Source organism: Roseibium salinum (genome assembly GCF_026240905.1).
Classification (GTDB): domain Bacteria; phylum Pseudomonadota; class Alphaproteobacteria; order Rhizobiales; family Stappiaceae; genus Roseibium; species Roseibium salinum.
The window spans coordinates 39,627-54,734 of sequence record NZ_JAPEVI010000003.1 but is presented as its reverse complement, the minus strand read 5'-3'; the positions used below and the strand labels follow the sequence as shown (position 1 = coordinate 54,734).

17 protein-coding genes are annotated in these 15,108 nt (G+C 61.0%); 11 read left to right on the top strand and 6 right to left on the bottom strand.

The window, feature by feature from the left end; translation table 11 throughout:
- Positions 1-35: 35 nt before the first annotated feature.
- Positions 36-374 carry a hypothetical protein gene (locus ON753_RS04645; RefSeq protein ID WP_265961406.1) on the top strand — a complete coding sequence of 113 codons (339 nt, stop codon included), beginning with the start codon at positions 36-38 and terminating at the stop codon, positions 372-374.
- 204 nt (positions 375-578) lie between these two features.
- Here ON753_RS04645 and ON753_RS04640 read toward each other — a convergent pair whose 3' ends face one another.
- Both ON753_RS04640 and ON753_RS04635 read right to left on the bottom strand, forming a co-directional pair.
- Entirely contained in the window at positions 579-1,778 is a 1,200-nt protein-coding gene (locus ON753_RS04640; protein WP_265961405.1) for a pyridoxal phosphate-dependent aminotransferase, read from the bottom strand.
- Positions 1,779-1,928: 150 nt separating this feature from the next.
- Positions 1,929-3,062 (bottom strand): hypothetical protein, encoded by a 1,134-nt coding sequence (locus ON753_RS04635; protein ID WP_265961404.1) that lies wholly within the window; start codon positions 3,060-3,062, stop codon positions 1,929-1,931.
- Between the two features lie 539 nt (positions 3,063-3,601).
- On the opposite strand from ON753_RS04635, the gene ON753_RS04630 reads away from it, so the two are divergent.
- The gene (locus ON753_RS04630; RefSeq protein ID WP_265961403.1) at positions 3,602-3,859 is read left to right on the top strand and encodes a hypothetical protein; all 258 of its coding nucleotides are present in this window, start codon (positions 3,602-3,604) and stop codon (positions 3,857-3,859) included.
- A gap of 126 nt (positions 3,860-3,985) precedes the next feature.
- Positions 3,986-4,189, top strand: a complete 204-nt coding sequence (locus tag ON753_RS04625) for a hypothetical protein (protein ID WP_265961402.1) — start codon at positions 3,986-3,988, stop codon at positions 4,187-4,189.
- Between the two features lie 124 nt (positions 4,190-4,313).
- On the opposite strand, the gene ON753_RS04620 is transcribed toward ON753_RS04625, so the two are convergent.
- Complete coding sequence (locus tag ON753_RS04620; protein ID WP_265961401.1) at positions 4,314-4,826, bottom strand: winged helix-turn-helix transcriptional regulator; 513 nt, start codon at positions 4,824-4,826, stop codon at positions 4,314-4,316.
- A gap of 85 nt (positions 4,827-4,911) precedes the next feature.
- On the opposite strand from ON753_RS04620, the gene ON753_RS04615 reads away from it, so the two are divergent.
- The 4 genes from ON753_RS04615 to ON753_RS04600 all read left to right on the top strand — a co-directional run bounded on the left by ON753_RS04615 (position 4,912) and on the right by ON753_RS04600 (position 8,027).
- Positions 4,912-5,481 (top strand): dihydrofolate reductase family protein, encoded by a 570-nt coding sequence (locus ON753_RS04615; protein WP_265961400.1) that lies wholly within the window; start codon positions 4,912-4,914, stop codon positions 5,479-5,481.
- A gap of 499 nt (positions 5,482-5,980) precedes the next feature.
- Positions 5,981-6,454, top strand: a complete 474-nt coding sequence (locus ON753_RS04610; RefSeq protein WP_265961399.1) for a DUF3775 domain-containing protein — start codon at positions 5,981-5,983, stop codon at positions 6,452-6,454.
- Positions 6,455-6,757: 303 nt separating this feature from the next.
- The gene (locus tag ON753_RS04605; protein WP_265961397.1) at positions 6,758-6,883 is read left to right on the top strand and encodes a hypothetical protein; all 126 of its coding nucleotides are present in this window, start codon (positions 6,758-6,760) and stop codon (positions 6,881-6,883) included.
- Between the two features lie 166 nt (positions 6,884-7,049).
- Positions 7,050-8,027, top strand: coding sequence for a heparan-alpha-glucosaminide N-acetyltransferase (locus tag ON753_RS04600; RefSeq protein WP_265961396.1), 978 nt, complete (start codon positions 7,050-7,052; stop codon positions 8,025-8,027).
- On the opposite strand, the gene ON753_RS04595 is transcribed toward ON753_RS04600, so the two are convergent.
- The gene (locus ON753_RS04595) at positions 8,020-8,892 is read right to left on the bottom strand and encodes a phosphotransferase (RefSeq protein WP_265961395.1); all 873 of its coding nucleotides are present in this window, start codon (positions 8,890-8,892) and stop codon (positions 8,020-8,022) included. The genes ON753_RS04600 and ON753_RS04595 overlap by 8 nt on opposite strands.
- 90 nt (positions 8,893-8,982) lie before the next feature.
- On the opposite strand from ON753_RS04595, the gene ON753_RS04590 reads away from it, so the two are divergent.
- From ON753_RS04590 to ON753_RS04575, 4 genes are all read left to right on the top strand, one after another.
- Positions 8,983-9,252: an Rdx family protein gene (locus tag ON753_RS04590; protein WP_265967062.1), complete on the top strand. Its 270-nt coding sequence runs from the start codon at positions 8,983-8,985 to the stop codon at positions 9,250-9,252.
- A 118-nt stretch (positions 9,253-9,370) separates the two neighbouring features.
- Positions 9,371-10,128 (top strand): IS5 family transposase gene (locus ON753_RS04585; RefSeq protein WP_265961394.1). Its coding sequence is split into 2 segments (ribosomal slippage): positions 9,371-9,713 and positions 9,713-10,128, totalling 759 coding nucleotides; the frame shifts between segments, so codons are not numbered across the junction.
- 347 nt (positions 10,129-10,475) lie between these two features.
- Positions 10,476-11,225 carry a substrate-binding periplasmic protein gene (locus ON753_RS04580; RefSeq protein WP_265961393.1) on the top strand — a complete coding sequence of 250 codons (750 nt, stop codon included), beginning with the start codon at positions 10,476-10,478 and terminating at the stop codon, positions 11,223-11,225.
- Positions 11,226-11,445: 220 nt separating this feature from the next.
- A complete protein-coding gene (locus ON753_RS04575) occupies positions 11,446-13,980 on the top strand; it encodes a methyl-accepting chemotaxis protein (protein WP_265961392.1) in 2,535 nt (844 codons plus the stop codon).
- Between the two features lie 62 nt (positions 13,981-14,042).
- Here the strand turns inward: ON753_RS04575 and ON753_RS04570 are convergent, their stop codons facing one another.
- Positions 14,043-14,426, bottom strand: a complete 384-nt coding sequence (locus tag ON753_RS04570) for a carboxymuconolactone decarboxylase family protein (RefSeq protein WP_265961390.1) — start codon at positions 14,424-14,426, stop codon at positions 14,043-14,045.
- Positions 14,380-14,856 (bottom strand): MerR family transcriptional regulator, encoded by a 477-nt coding sequence (locus tag ON753_RS04565; RefSeq protein ID WP_265961389.1) that lies wholly within the window; start codon positions 14,854-14,856, stop codon positions 14,380-14,382. The genes ON753_RS04570 and ON753_RS04565 overlap by 47 nt, the downstream gene beginning before the upstream one ends.
- Positions 14,857-15,108 lie beyond the last annotated feature (252 nt).

Sequence of the window (15,108 nt, the reverse complement as noted above, 5' to 3'; positions counted from 1 at the left end):
AGCAGGATTGCCTGCAACCGACGAAAGGCCGTCAAATGCAGACCAAGCGAACGCGCCCGACCTGCAGACGTCAGGCGGCAGGGGCGGCAGCAGCGGCAGCCGCGCTTCTGCTCATGTTGCCGCAAGCGTCCGCCGCGCAGACCAACCAGCTCCGCGGCATGCCGGAATCCGGCCGCTCCCGCCTGCCCTCCGCCGAGCAGCAGTTGCGGCAGAACCTCAACCGCCAGCAACAGGGTTTTTCCGTTCAGCAGCGGATCGAAGAAAGCAACCGTCTCAACCGGACGAACCGGATCAACCGCCAGAACATGCAACCGGACACCACGCCCGGCCCGTGCGCCGGGGCGAACACCAGCTGCCCGGAAAAGGAGGACTGAGCCCGGCAGCTTCAAGCACTTCTTCTCCACCTCGTCCTCCCGGACGGAGCGAAGCGGCGATCCGGGATCGGGGTGCCGGAGCCTGGCGCGTTGAGCGCGACGGCTTGCGGCGCATGACCGCTAGAGATGTTGGAGAGAAGTGGCCTGACAGCAGAAAGGGCGGCATATGCCGCCCTTCCCTGATTCCCCTGGGCTTTCCCGGCCTTATTTCAGATTGCCGCAGAACCGCTGAATGCGCGTGCAGGCTTCTTCCAGGGCGTCCGTGGAGGTCGCGTAGGAGATGCGGAAGTTGGGACCGAGGCCGAAGGCCGAGCCCTGCACCACGGCGACGCCCTCGGTCTCCAGAAGCTCGGTCACGAAATCCGTATCGTTTCCGATGACATTGCCGGAGGGGGCCGTACGGCCGATCGTGCCAGCGCAGGACGGAAACACGTAAAACGCGCCCTCGGGCACCGGGCAGGAGATGCCCTTGGCCTGATTGAGCATCGAGACCACCAGGTCGCGGCGCGCCTTGAAGATCTCGTTGTTTTTCGGAATGAAATCCTGCGGCCCGTTCAGCGCTTCGACCGCCGCCCACTGCGCGATGGAGCAGGGATTGGAGGTCGATTGGGACTGGACCTTGGCCATGGCCTTGATCAACTCCGCCGGGCCGCCTGCATAGCCGATGCGCCAGCCGGTCATCGCATAGGCCTTTGAGACGCCGTTCACCGTCAGCGTGCGCTCAAAGAGGCTCGGATTCACCTGGGCGGGCGTCGTGAACTTGAAGTCGTCATAGACCAGGTGCTCGTACATGTCGTCGGTCATGACCCAGACATGCGGATGCTTGGCCAGAACGTCGCACAGCGCCCTCAGCTCGCCGTCGGTATAGGCGGCGCCGGAGAGGTTGGACGGAGAGTTGAAGATCAGCCACTTGGTGCGCGAGGTGATGGCCGCATCGAGCGATTCCGGCGTGATCTTGAACGTGGTCTTGTCGGCTTCCACGATGACCGGCTGACCGCCGGCCATGAGCACCATATCCGGATAGCTCACCCAGTAGGGGGTCGGAATGATAACCTCGTCACCGGGGTTCAGCGTCGCCACAAGTGCATTGTAAAGCACCTGCTTGCCGCCCGTACCGACCGTGATCTGGTTGACGTCGTAGGCAAGGCCGTTTTCCCGTTCGAATTTCCGCGCGATCGCGGCCTTCAGCTCGGGAATACCGTCAACGGCGGTATATTTGGTCTTGCCCTCATTGATGGCCTTGATGGCTGCCGCCTTGATGTTCTCCGGCGTGTCGAAATCGGGCTCGCCAGCACCGAGGCCGATCACATCACGGCCTGCGGCTTTCAGCTCGCGAGCCTTGTTGGTGACGGCGATGGTCGCAGAAGGTTTAACACGCGCCAATGCGTCAGCAATAAAGCCCATAATGTCCTCCAGGGGAAACGGGAATAACAGCGCGCGGACCCTAGAACCGTGCGCCTTGGAAGACAAGTCCCTAGAGCGCCGGCAAGGCGGTTTTCTCGCGCCCTTGGGCCGCTGCTGCGCCGATCAGGCGTCGGGTGGCCGAGACTGCACTCAGGTCCGCGTTTCCAGGATCAGCTTCGGTTCTTTCTTGTCGGTGTCGAGCAGGCTGCATTTGAACCGCTTCTTCTTGGTCTGGCCGTTCAGCAGATTGACCGGAACGGAGACCGGAAGATCGGAGCCCTGCTCGGCTGCCTCCATCAACGAGGTGAAGCTGTTGGGATGCAGCAGCGTTTCGGAAATCGACTTGTTGTCGAGAATTTCAGCCGTCAGGTGAAAGGATTTCATGGCCGCGTTGTTGGCGGCAACGATGACCCGGGACTTTGCGTTCACGATCAGGATCGGCGCGCTGCAGATCTCGAATACCTTGGCGAAGTCGACATCTCCGCCCGCATGGCCTGCGGAGAACAGGACGCCGCCGACCGTGCCGCCAATGCGGAAATACATGGCGTCATAGCTGAGCTCGAGACTGTCGTTGCTGGCAAGCAGGAACTTGCCGCGCCCCGTCGCGCTCGCCCTGCGGGTCAGGGCGGCCAGGGCGAGCGAAACGATCGTCCGGCCGACCCTTTTCTGGATATGCGCGATATTGCGTCCGATGATCAGACGGGCATCCTCGATCTGGAAGGACTTGACGAAGCCTTCGCTGGCAAAGCGAACATAGCCGAAATTGTCCACCAGCAGCACCACCCGGTTGGAGGAGGCGACGAAGTGCTGGAGAATGGGCGCCAGCCCGAGGATGACACGGCCCGGATTGTCGTCATCCTCACCGATGGAAGGGAAACAGATCGCAATGATGCGGCCGTCCGGGAGCTCGTAACGGTGGGCGACGATCGGGATACCCGGAATGCGGTGATCCACGCCTCCACCCACATCGAACGGCCCTGCCCTTCCTTCGCGAATGGCACCTTGCACAAGATGAAGGATGGTTTTCCGGTCTTCCGGCGACAGGTGGCGCAAGGCCTCGTTGGAGGGCGCTTCCTGAAGGTCCTTGACCTCGCTGTTGAAACTCTGCGACCCGATCTCGTGCCAGAGAATTGTCTTCCGGCTGATATCGGCGATAAAGAACTGAAGTCCGGCCAGGGAAAGAGCCGGCGCTTCACCCTCTTTCTTTTGCGGCGCCTCTGTTTCCCGAGCCTCTGTTTGCGGCGCCTCTGAAGGCTTCACAGGTTCCAGTGGATGTGCGGCCATCGTGCTTTGCGCTGCGTTGCTTGTCATTCCGTGCCCGACCTGTCTTTCAAGAACTCATCCATTGCGAGCTCGCGACCGAATGTGCCCGCCAAAAGCAAACAAACATTAAAACCCTACTGTAAAATCAATGCAGACCGGAAAAACCTGCAAGTTTAAACGAGTGTATTTACCCATTTCATAGATACTTCATTGCTAATTTTACGTGCGGTTAATTATGCAAATGCTGATGCCGGCGCGATCCCGCTTGCCGCGGCAGGCAACCCGGGAAATCTGCTGCCGCACGACCGCCGGAAGTCGAGACGGGGCACAGATCTCTAAACCCAGAATTGTATCACTTAAACAGCAGCGTATTGCGTGCATTCCGTCCTCAAAGGAAGCCCGTGCAGGCCTGTCCGGAGCCTTGGAAATGTCCTGCATTTCCGGCCATTCGAACCGCCGCAAAAAAGTCACGAAAACACACGGCGGAAGCCTGAATCGCGTCTGCGTGATGGCGCAATTTTCCCGAAGAGTGGCAGCTATCGAGGATGACGGAGGCACCCATGCAGTCACCATATTCGCACGCCGTGTCCCAACGGACACTTGGCTCAAGCCTGCCGTCGGCATTGCTTTATATGCTGGCGAGCGGCGCTTTGATCCTGATGCTGCTTGCCCTGGAACCGGCGCTCGCGCTGCCGCTTACCGCTTTCGTCGCAATGGCAACGCTGACCTGCCGGCTCGGTCTGCGCGTGTTTGGAGATCTGTCCCGCGCGACAGGCCGCAACAACCGGATCACTCCGCTTTTCCCTGGCAACTCCTGAAATCAAACGCCTTGATCCAACCCTTAATGCCCTAACCGGACCTGCCATAGGTTTTACCGATTGTCGTTGAACATGCCCCGATTTGGAAAACAGAATAACCGCGCACCCGGTCCCTACAGGAGCGACTTGCGTGAAGCCCGCCCGCTTTTGCAGGCGATCTTTTTCGGCATGCTGCTTGCCACCGCTCTCGTCGTCGCCGCAGCCATGGCCAACCCCAACGATGAGAACGACTCCGGCCGCCGGATACGCCCGGGCACGGAAAAATCGATCCCGCATCCCGACCCCGCGTCGAACCTGCGCCAGCGCGCCGTCCCCGGAGAGCTGGACTGAACCTGTCGGCATGGCACCGGCAGGCTTCCCCCTTTTGAGGGTCTTCGACGCGCAATCGGGTCGTGATCCGCCCCGGCATCGCAAAAACCTGCGTTCCATGATGCCGGGCAGCCAAAATACCGCCTCAGGAAGACTCCCTTTCACTGCCTGAGCTTTTGCGCACTTCCTCTTCGTAGGCGGATTGCAGTTCCGCCAGAACCGACCGGCTGCCCGCGGACCGCTTCTTGCCGAGATGGATCTCGCGGAGCTCGCCCATGAAATCCTCCCACATCTCAGGTCCGCCAGCCGCCAGCACTTTCGCGCGGATCGCCAGTTCCGGCGACGGCGTCAGATACTGCACGCCCCAGACGCCGAGCTGCGCCATCACCGGCACGAGAGCGATGGCTTTTTCCGTCAGGCTGTAGACCTTGCGCTGCTTGTGCAGCGGATCCGATGCGATCGTCACCAGCCCTTCCGCCTGCAGATGTTTCAGCCTGGCCGCCAGAATGTTCGTGGCGATCCCTTCGAGCGAATTCGTCAGAAGCTCCCGGTAGCTGCGGAAATTGCCGAACATGATGTCCCGCAAGACGATGAAGCTCCAGCGATCCCCAAGGATCTCGATTGACTGATTGATCGGGCACCCGGAACGGCGGTCCATATGATACTCCCAAAAATTCTGCTTGCACTATGCACGCAGATCAGACAACAATTCAACCAGTTGCAAACTACAAGCGGATTGAGAGATGCGAAAACTTGTCATCTCGATGTTTCAGAGCCTGGACGGTTTCATCAATGTTGCCGGAGGCGAGTTCATCGGCCCGGACTGGTCGTCCGATCTCGATGAATGGACGGACCGGATGCCCGAAGCCTTCGACACGCTGATTTTAGGCCGGACGTCCTGGGAAAAGCTGGCCGAGTTCTGGTCCGCGGCCGGCATGAACGAAGACCTGCCCGCACCGATCAGGCGGGTCGCCCGTTTCATGAACACGAGCCGCAAGATCGTCTTCTCGCGGACCGTGCAGGATGTCTCGGGCTGGGAAAACTCGTTCCTCGCGGATGCGCCGCTGGAAGACCTGATTGCGCGCGAGAAACAGCGGCCGGGCAAGGACATTGTCCTCTTTGCCGGAGCCATCACCGCCCAATCAGCCCTGCGCAGCGGCCTTGTCGACGAAATGTGGCTGCTGACGCTGCCCGAGCTCTTCGGTCATGGATGCAGACTGTTCGAAGGCCATGCGCTCAAGACGAAATTGAAGCTTCTGGAGGTCAAGCCGATGGACACCGGAGCGGTTCTGACCCGCTACGCCTTCGGCTGACAGGAAGGTGACTATCACCGCCTGATTTCCTGCTTTGGCATCCGCGCCCGGCTTGTCTGCGCGGGGGCACGTTGACGGGCCTCCACAGGCCCCGTGAAACGAGGCCCGGCCTCATATGGTGTGTATGAGGCCGGGCCTCAGGTGCCCGGTCCGCCGCCGGTGAAAGAGGTCTGCCCACAGTTGCCCGGACGATATGACCTGCCAGCCGGAGCACAGGCAGACTGCTGCATTGACGTCGATGCCGGCCGCCGGCTCAGGCATCGGAAAACCAACGAATTCCCGGCCTTCAAATGACACCAGATGAAAGCCGGTTGATCCGGGTCAAGGACAGGAAGTGGTGCGTGCGACAAGTAAAGCGACAGGCCTCATCGATCGCAAGGTTGTTGATGCCTGACGACATGGAAAGCCGGTCGATTAACCCAAGCGCCGTTGATCGAACAAGAATACCGGGGAAAACCCCTGTCAAGACTTGAGCCGCGCGGAAACAGGATTTCGCATCATGACCATTGCCAATGACGCAAAGTGGATCGATAAAGAAACAACAGGTTTGTCGGAGGCAGCCATGGACGTCAACCTCACACTATCGGCAGACACGATCCGCCTGCTGGCGCAGAAAGCCCGCTCGGTCGCGTCCTCCCTTCAGGATGCGTTTGAAGACGGCCACGAAGGCGACGTGGAATTCGATGCCGATGCGCTGGAGCAGAGCCACAATCACGGCGGCCTTGCCGAAGAGGAAAACGACGACCTGTCCGACGAAGAGCTGCGCGAATTGATAGAGGATCTCAACGTGGACGAGGCGGCTGAACTGGTCGCGGTGACGTGGATCGGCAGAGGCGATTTCGACCCCGAGGATTTCGAGCAGGCCGTCGACGAAGCCCGTGAACGGGCGGTCGGCTCCACAGCCAAATACCTGCTCGGCATGCCGCTGCTGCCGGATCATCTGGAAGCGGGCCTCGACGCGCTGGATCTGTAGAGCATTTCATCGCTTTGCCAGTGCCAACCGGACGAAACCGGCGTTTTCCAGCGAGCCGCCGGCGCGCCCGGTGGAAGCCGGCGCGGTGCAATTAAAGGGCGAGATACTCCGCCCCCACAGCTTTTTTACCTAAAGTTCCAACAGGTTCGGCCCGTCAATACCCTATGGGCGACTTCACCGGCTACTCCACAACTTGATGATTTTCTTGGGAAAACGGGTTAAGAATTGATTTACCATCTTTTCGTTACACCCTGGTTGCAGCACTCTTTGCCAAATGATGGTGGGACCTATGGAGATTAGGGCATGCTGCAAGACCCGGCGAACCGCGATGTGTTTTCCGTCCACCGGCCATCCCCATGGCCATTCGTCGGCATCATGGTCGCCGCCACGGCACTGATCACCACACTGGTTGTCGCCTTCAGCAACTAGGGTCCGCACCCTATCCTTCCGCCGGGGCCGGCCGGTTCTCATCCGCCCCGGCGCAAAAAAGCCATTCAAATCAATTCTCATTGACTATTGACCCATCCGGCCGGGATGTCCGATCGTTCGGCGCCGCGCGCCGATGGGATAACGGTCAGGAAACGGAACGACGTCCATGAGAATTGATGCAATGCCGTCAGCACGTTTGGCCGTGCTTGACTTCGCCCGCGGCTTCGCCGTCGTGACCATGGCCGTCTATCACCTGTCATGGGACCTCTCCTGGTTCGGCTTTGTCGACTGGCAGGTGGCGCAGGGCATCGGCTGGCGCACATTCGCTGCCGCAATTGCCGGCAGCTTCCTTTTCCTTGCGGGCATCAGCCTGGACCTGGCCCACCACAAGGGCATCCGCTGGAAAGCCTTCCTGCGCCGGCTGGCGATCATCGTTGCCGCGGCCGGAGCCGTTTCTCTCGCCACCTATTTCACGTTCGGCGACAGTTTCGTCCGCTTCGGCATCCTGCATTCCATCGCCGCCTCCAGCCTGGTTGCCCTGCCCTTCGTCCGTGCACAGGCCTGGATCGCCGCGGCGGCGGCGGCCTTCGTCCTCACCCTGCCGCTCTGGGCGCGTTCCTTCGTTTTCAACGGCCAGCTCTGGCTCTGGACGGGCCTTGGCACCCCCGACTACGGCAGCGTCGATTACGTGCCGCTCACCCCTTGGGCCGGGGTTACGCTTGCCGGTCTTGCCGTGTCAAAGCTGTTTCGAACCTCAGGCATCTGGCAAAGGCTGTCGGTCTTCCAGCTGAGCGACCCGTTCGGCCGCTTCACCAGACTGGTCGGGCGCCATTCCCTGTCGATCTATCTGCTGCACCAGCCGGTGCTTTACGGACTTGTCTGGTCGGCAACGCTGGTAACGCCGGAGTTGGACCGGGCCGAGCGCGCCTTTTTCCGCAATTGCAAGGTCGCGTGCCAGGACAGTCTTGGCTCACCGGATATCTGTGAAGCCGCCTGCACCTGCACCCTCGCCCAACTCAAGGCCGACGACCTGTGGACCTCGCTCAACGAGGAGCCCGAGAACCAGGCCCTGCTCAGCCGCATGCGCACAGCCTATACTCAGTGCCTGGCGGACCCCGAGACGAGGCCCGGCACCGTCAATTGACCGCCTTGATCCGCGCAAGGGCCCGATCGCGGCGCCCCTGCGCGAAGGACAGGAACAGGTCCGCATCCCTCCCCCTTGCCGCCTGCGCGAAGGCCCAGAGCGCCGACACGGCATCGCATTTGGCCTTCATGGCTTCGAGCCGATCAGGCGGGGGGCATAGCGAAGCTGCCGCCGGGGTGGCGCGGCGATAGGCGCCGAGGAAGGCTCGCTCCTGCGCCTTTGAGAAACCATGTTCGAGAACGGCATAGGCCAGGTCCCAGGCGGGTTCCGCCATGGCCGAATATTCCCAGTCGATCAGCCGGATTCCGCCGGGTACGGCAAGACAGTTCCCCGGCGAGAGATCGCCATGGCTCGGCACGAGCCGCTCGGCGGAACCGCTGTTCGCGCCGCTCGCGCTCCACCGAAAGACCTGTTCGAGAAGATCGATCTCATCCCGGTACAGCTGATCCAGACCCTCCCGCTCAGCACGGAAGACCTTGTCCGCATGAAGCTCGCCGGCAAACGCGGCGCCCGAGGAATGAAGTCTTCCCAGGAGAGTACCAAGTTGCTGCGGCAGATCGGCAGGTGTCTCGGCCAGCACCTCCACCGCCCGGGTGACAAGGATACCAGTCTCGCGGTCAATGTAGACCGGTGGCAGCGCCAGACCGAGAGCCGCTGCCAGGGCAAGGTTCCGCGCTTCGGCTTGCCGGTCGATGCTGTCGGCGGTTTGTGCGCGCGGCAGGCGCAGATAATAGTCGCCGTTTCCGGCTTCCAGCCGGTAGACCTGATTTGTCAGGCCCGCCTGCGGAACCGCGTGCCGCGGCGGGCCGCAGATTGCCCGCAGGTCCGGATGGTCCCGGAAGGCTTCGCGAATGCGGATCGGCAAGTCGTCTGGAAAAGGGTCGGGTGATTGTGGCACAAGCGCAGGAGTTTGAAATGAGGAGCCAGGCGGCATGACGAGCGTTCCCACCCCCATATCATCATCACCTATTGCCGCCAATGCAATTGGCTGCTGCGCTCGGCATGGATGGCCCAGGAAATCCTGTCCAGTTTTTCGCAAGAAACCGGCGCAGTCACGCTGGTTCCGGGGACGGGCGGCATCTTTACCATCACCTGCGACGGTCAGCCGGTCTGGGACCGCAAGACGGACGGCGGCTTTCCCGAAGCCAAGGTCCTGAAACAGCGTCTGCGCGATCTGCTCTGGCCGGACAGGGATCTCGGTCACTCCGACCGGCCGGGAGGCTGAATAGATTTTACGCCAAACAAGATACCTTTCTTAAACACACGGGCTCTAGGGTCTGTGGACATATAGGATTCCCAGATCGTCATTTTTGTGATTCAAGCTTCCTTTTGAGGAGGCTCTCATGCGCAGCGAACGTTTTGTCATCTCGGATCGGAGCTGGGCGATCATAGAACCGTTGCTGCCCGGCAGTATCCGGGATCGAGGCCGGACAGCAAGGGACAACCGATTGTTTCTGGAAGCAGTGCTCTGGAAGGTGCGCGTTGGTGGCCCGTGGCGAGATCTCCCACCTGGGTTTGGCGAATGGAACAGTGTGTTTCGGCGTTTCCGCCGATGGGCCCAACGCGGTGTATTTCAGCGACTTTTCGAAGCTGTATCGGGCGATCCCGACTTTGAATATGTTCTTGTCGATGGCACGATCATCAGCGTCCATCAGAAAGCGAGTGGCGCAAAAGGGGGACTCTCAATCAGGCCATCGGGCGCTCGAAAGGCGGATTAACCACCAAGGTTCTGGCCCTCACCGATGCGTTAGGCAATCTGGTGCGCTTCAAGCTGCTGCCCGGCCAGCGCAGTGAAATCGTTGGTGTGCCAGACCTGATCGACAGTTTGGATTTTGGCGCCATGCTTGCCGACAAAGCATTCGATGCCAATTCTTTGCGTGAAAACCTCGATACTCGCGAAGCACAAGCCATCATTCCGGCAAAAACAAATCGTCGCGTCCACATCCCCCACGATGAAGAAACCTACAAGTGGCGTCATCTGATCGAAAACTATTTCAGCAAAATCAAAGAGTTCAGAGGGATCAATACAAGATACGACAAGACCGATGCCAGCTATCAAGCCTCATGGAACCTGGCAGCAACAATCATCGCATTGCGCTAAATGTCCACAGACCCTAGGGTACGGGCCAATAAAATTGAATGCACTGGCGTCAAAACGGCAAGGAGCGGGGAGGAAAAGTCCGCAGGTCGATGCTTGTGCATCGGCCAAGGGCTTTGACGCTGCCGCTCACAGCCGTTTTGCCGTCCTTCGGATCGCTCTGGGACGGACCGTCTCCTGCGTTGCGAAGTCTTGAATACCGGCCGGGTTTCCTGCGCCTTCGCGCCTTGAATACGGTCCGCCCCAGAGCGACCAGTGCACTAAATTTTATGGGTCCGTACCCTACGGTCTCCAAGAAGAAGAGAAGATTCCGGACGAAGCAACGTCGAAGAAAGGCGAACAGAACTTTCATGCGCATTCTCAAATACGTAGTTTTGACAGGAGCGCTGTTCTGCTCAGGCGTCCTTTTCCTAGCCCCGGCAAGGGCGGCACAACCGGAACTCGTTATCTACACGGAAAACTACAAGCCCTTCTATCATCTCGACGACAGCGGCCGGATTTCGGGCCGTGTCACCGATCTGGTCCGGAAACTTGCGGAAGATGCCGGTATCTCGATCGAACTGCGCCTGTGGCCGTTCAGGCGTGGCCTCATGAACGTGCGCAGCCATGCCGGCAGCTGCTTCATGGCGCTGTGGCGCACGACGGCCCGCGAGCCGGACTTCACCTGGGTCGGACCCCTGCAGATCGACGGCTTTGCGTTTTTCGCCCTGAAGGAAAGCAATATTTCCATCTCGTCGATGCAAGACAGCTTCAGGTTTCCCACCGGTGCAGTGGGCGGCTGGACCAGCACGCAGGAAGTGCAGAATGCCGGTCATCCCGCACTCGTGCTGGTGGACGATGATGACCTGAACCTGAAAGTGCTCAAGTCCGGCAACACCCGCTTGTGGCTGGGCGGACTGCTGTCCGCCCCCTATGTGGCGAAGCAGGAGGGCGTCGAGATCGAAAACGTCTACACGATCCGAGAAATCGACCTCTCCCTTGCCTGCAATCCGGCCACCGACAAGTCCGTAACCGGCCGCCTCCAGTCCGCGCTCGACAGCCATTTGTCCACCGTGGCAGGCAGGACGCCGGAGAGAAATCCCATGCACCTCACGCAGTAACGGCGGCATGTATCCGGGCAGGTGAATCTGCTCATCGGAATGGCGCCACTCAAGCGTATGCCCAATATTTCGGCTTGCCGCACAGGATTTCTCGGAAACCGCACAATATCTGGCCGTTTTTCTTGGCACCCCGTGCAACCTTTGATGCTTTCCTTTGGGAGTTCTTAAGCCTTCGACGTCATCATGCCTGCGGAAGAACAACGTCCGGAGAAGGCAAAAGATGAAGTTTCCAAAACTTCCTCTCGGAAAACGAGCAACTGCAAACCCAGGACCGGAAGCCGCCCGCAGGAGCGAGGCTTCACGCCAGCGATTTTTCTTCGACTGGCCGGTCAAGACCCAGTTGCGCATCGGCTTCGGCGCAATGCTGCTCTGCGCTGCCGGTGTCGGCGCCAGCGGATTGACGGCCGCTTCCAAAGTGCAGGACTCGGTCACGATCGCCAAAGCCGCGAATGAGCTTCTCGGCAACATTCCGGAGCTTCTGACCGACGCGCAGACCTTCAGCCGCGATGCTACGGGCGACGCGGCCGACGCCGTTCGTGCGGAGATTGCATCGATTTCTGAGGGAACACGCCGCCTTGCAAAAGAACGGCACGAGACCGGCGGGCCCCTGGCCGCCATCGTTGCCGATCTCGACACCAGTTTTGCCACTCTCGTGCAGCATCGCCGCGACCGTGACGGCGCGGTTGCCGGCCTTGACGAACTCACGGCGGGCCTTGTCGACACGACCAACAAGGCGTTCCAGGACTACAAGGCCCTTACCGCCTACCGCTCCGCGATTGCGATGACCAATGAAGGCAAGATGAACGAGCTTTCCAAGGTCGCTCCGCGGCTCAGCAACATGCATATCGCGGCGACCGTCCTGGATCAGGAAGCCCAAGCATTTGCCGCCAAGCCGGACGAGGCACAGGCAGAGAAGCTGAGCAAGAGGATCGACGCGCTGGACAAGGATGCGAAAGCCGTCCGGCGCGCGGTCAAGAACGACACGATCAAGGACGGTGTCAAGGATCTGGGCAAGGCCTCCAAGGCCTTCGAGAAACTCATCAAGGCCCACCTGAAGTCCGGTACCCCGGATGACACCGGCAAGGCCTGGGAAACCCTTTTCCAGCCCGCCGTTCAGGAACTGACCGGTCTTGCAAGCACCATCGTGAATGCCGCTGAAGCCCCGATTGTGGAGTTGCAGGACGAGCTGCGAAGCTTCGATCAGGCCACCACCGACATCGCGCTTCTGTCCAACTACACGCAAAGCGTCGCGCGAAGCGTTCTGGGCGTGCGCAGCGCCTATTCCGACTACCTGAACACGACCTCCGAAAAGGCTGCAGCGACGTTCCAGGTGTATCTGTCGGAAGCACAGGCGCAGCTCGCCGATCTCGACAAGATCAGGGTATCGGCCGCCAAATATACGTCCGACAAGGCGCTGGCGGACCTTCTGAACGGACCGCTGAAGACCCTCGTCTCCGCAGGCCATGACGCCTTGCCGAAGCTGGACACCACATTTGCGGATGTCGTCTCCACGACGGCGGAGCTGCGTGCCAGCGAGACCGCCTTCGCGCTTGCCGCCGAAGCATTGACGGAGGAGGCCGAAACCATCAGCGCGACTTCGGGTGAAACGGCTGTCCTCAGCGGCGAAGCGGCTCAGACGCAGATCGTCGTCACCTTCGGTCTCGCCCTTCTTCTGGGCATCGCCTTCGTGGTGCTGCTCTCCGGCGCGATCATCCGCCCGATCAAGGACCTGACCGACGCCATGCTCAAGTTGAAGGATGGCGACACCGATCTCTCCCTCCCCGCCGCGCGGCGCAAGGACGAGCTTGGTCAAATGGCGAAGGCGGTGGCGACTTTCTGCGACCGCGAACGCGAACGCCTGCGCCTCGAGGAAGAGACGCGGGCGGGCGAGGAACAGGTCCGCCGGCGGCAGCAGCAGGTCGACGCGCTTGTCGCCGAATTCCGCGAGGATATCGAAACCGCCCTTTCCAGCGTCACCGGCAACATGCAGCAGCTTGACCGGACCGCCGAACAACTGTCGCAGATCGCCAGGACGACGACGGGCAAGAGCGAGGACGTCAGCACCGCCTCCGGGCATGCCAGCCAGAACGTCCAGACCATCGCCGCGGCGACCGAAGAGCTTTCCGCTTCCGTGCGGGAGGTCGGCCGGCAGGTGAACGACACGCTGACCCGGGTTGAGGAGGCCGCGGATGCGACACGCACCTCAAACGATCAGATCAAGGGCCTGTCCGCCGCGGCCGAGCGCATCGGTGCGGTCGTCCAGTTGATCCAGGACATTGCCGAACAGACCAACCTGCTCGCCCTCAATGCCACCATCGAAGCGGCCCGGGCCGGCGAGGCGGGCAAGGGCTTTGCGGTTGTCGCCGGCGAAGTCAAATCGCTCGCCGGCCAGACGGCCAAGGCGACCGAGGAAATCTCCAGCCAGGTTTCCGAGATCCAGAACGCGACCAACGGCGCCGTCAACGCGATCAGCGCCATCATGGAAATGATGGAAGCCGTCAACGAGACCGCCGCCTCCATGGCCGCCTCGGTGGATCAGCAAACGGCGGCCACCTCCGAGATTTCGCTCGGCGTATCGCAGGCGGCCGGCCAGACGGCCAGTGTGACGGAAAACATCGGCGATCTCTCCAGAGGCTCCAGCGAGACCAGCCAGTCGGCCAGGGAACTCGAAGACATTACCGATGCCGCCACCCGGCAACTCTCCGATGTCACAACGCGGATCGACCGCTTCCTGCAGGATGTCGCCGCCGCCTGACCGGCACCGGTGTTGAAAAAAGCCCGATGACGGGGATCTTCCCCATCATCGGGCTTTCCCGTTCAGGCGGCCATATCCAGCGCCGAAAATACCTCGCGCGCGGCATTCAGCCCGTTGATCGCGGCCGGCAGGCCGCCATAGACCGCCATCTGCCAGATCGCCTCGATGATCTCTTCCCGGCCCGCCCCGGCGGCAAGCGTGTGCTCGATATTGACCTTCAGCTGCGGCCCGGTCTGCCCGCCCAGAACCGTCAGGGCCGCGATGGTGCAAAGCTGCCGCGTCTTCAGGTCCAGCCCCGGCCGGGCGTAGTGCCGGCCATAGGCCCACTCGATCAGGCTTTCGGCAAAATCGGGGAGCAGATCGTCATAGCGCTCGCTCAGAACCGTTTCCAGGTCGGGATTAAGCTTCCGTGTCAGGGCGCGTCCGCGCTCCAGTGCTGTACTCATGGATTGGACTTCCAGAACTTGGCGGCACACCGTGTTCGGTCCGGGCGCAGCTTTCGAGGGCCGGATCGACGGGTTCGCCCGCTTCCATCCTTCTGTAGAGATCGATCTTTTCGTCCAGAACATCCAGCGTCTCGGCAAGCCGGGCCAGATCGCCCGCCACCTTGACCCGGTGCACTTCCAGCAATTTCCTCCGTTCCGTCAGGGAGGAGTTCCCCTTTGAGCGCAGGTGCGCATAGCGCAGCCGGTCCCTGATGCCCATGCCGGTTGCCTTGAGGCGGTCCAGGAATTCAATCCACCTGAGGACGGCCGCGTCATAGACCCGCCGCCCGCCGCCGTCACGCAACGGGCGCGGGATCAGGCCGATTTTCTCGTAGTAGCGCAGCGTGTCGGCCGAAAGTCCCGACTTTTGCGCCAGTTCACCAATTCGCATGACTGTCTCCGAACAGGGCGATTTCCTTCACCTACAGGTTGGAGTGCACTCCAGGTCAAGAGGCAATTTCCACTGCCTCTCCGTCGTCCTCCCGGACGAAGCGAAGCGGAGATCCGGGATCGGGGAGCCGAGACCTCCCGGACAAAATGGAAAGCCCTGTGGCTCTCCGATCCCGGCTCGCGCTACGCTTGGCCGGGATGACGAAAAGGGTTGCCACATGACTGAGGGACCCGCAAAGCCGCGCCTCCCTCT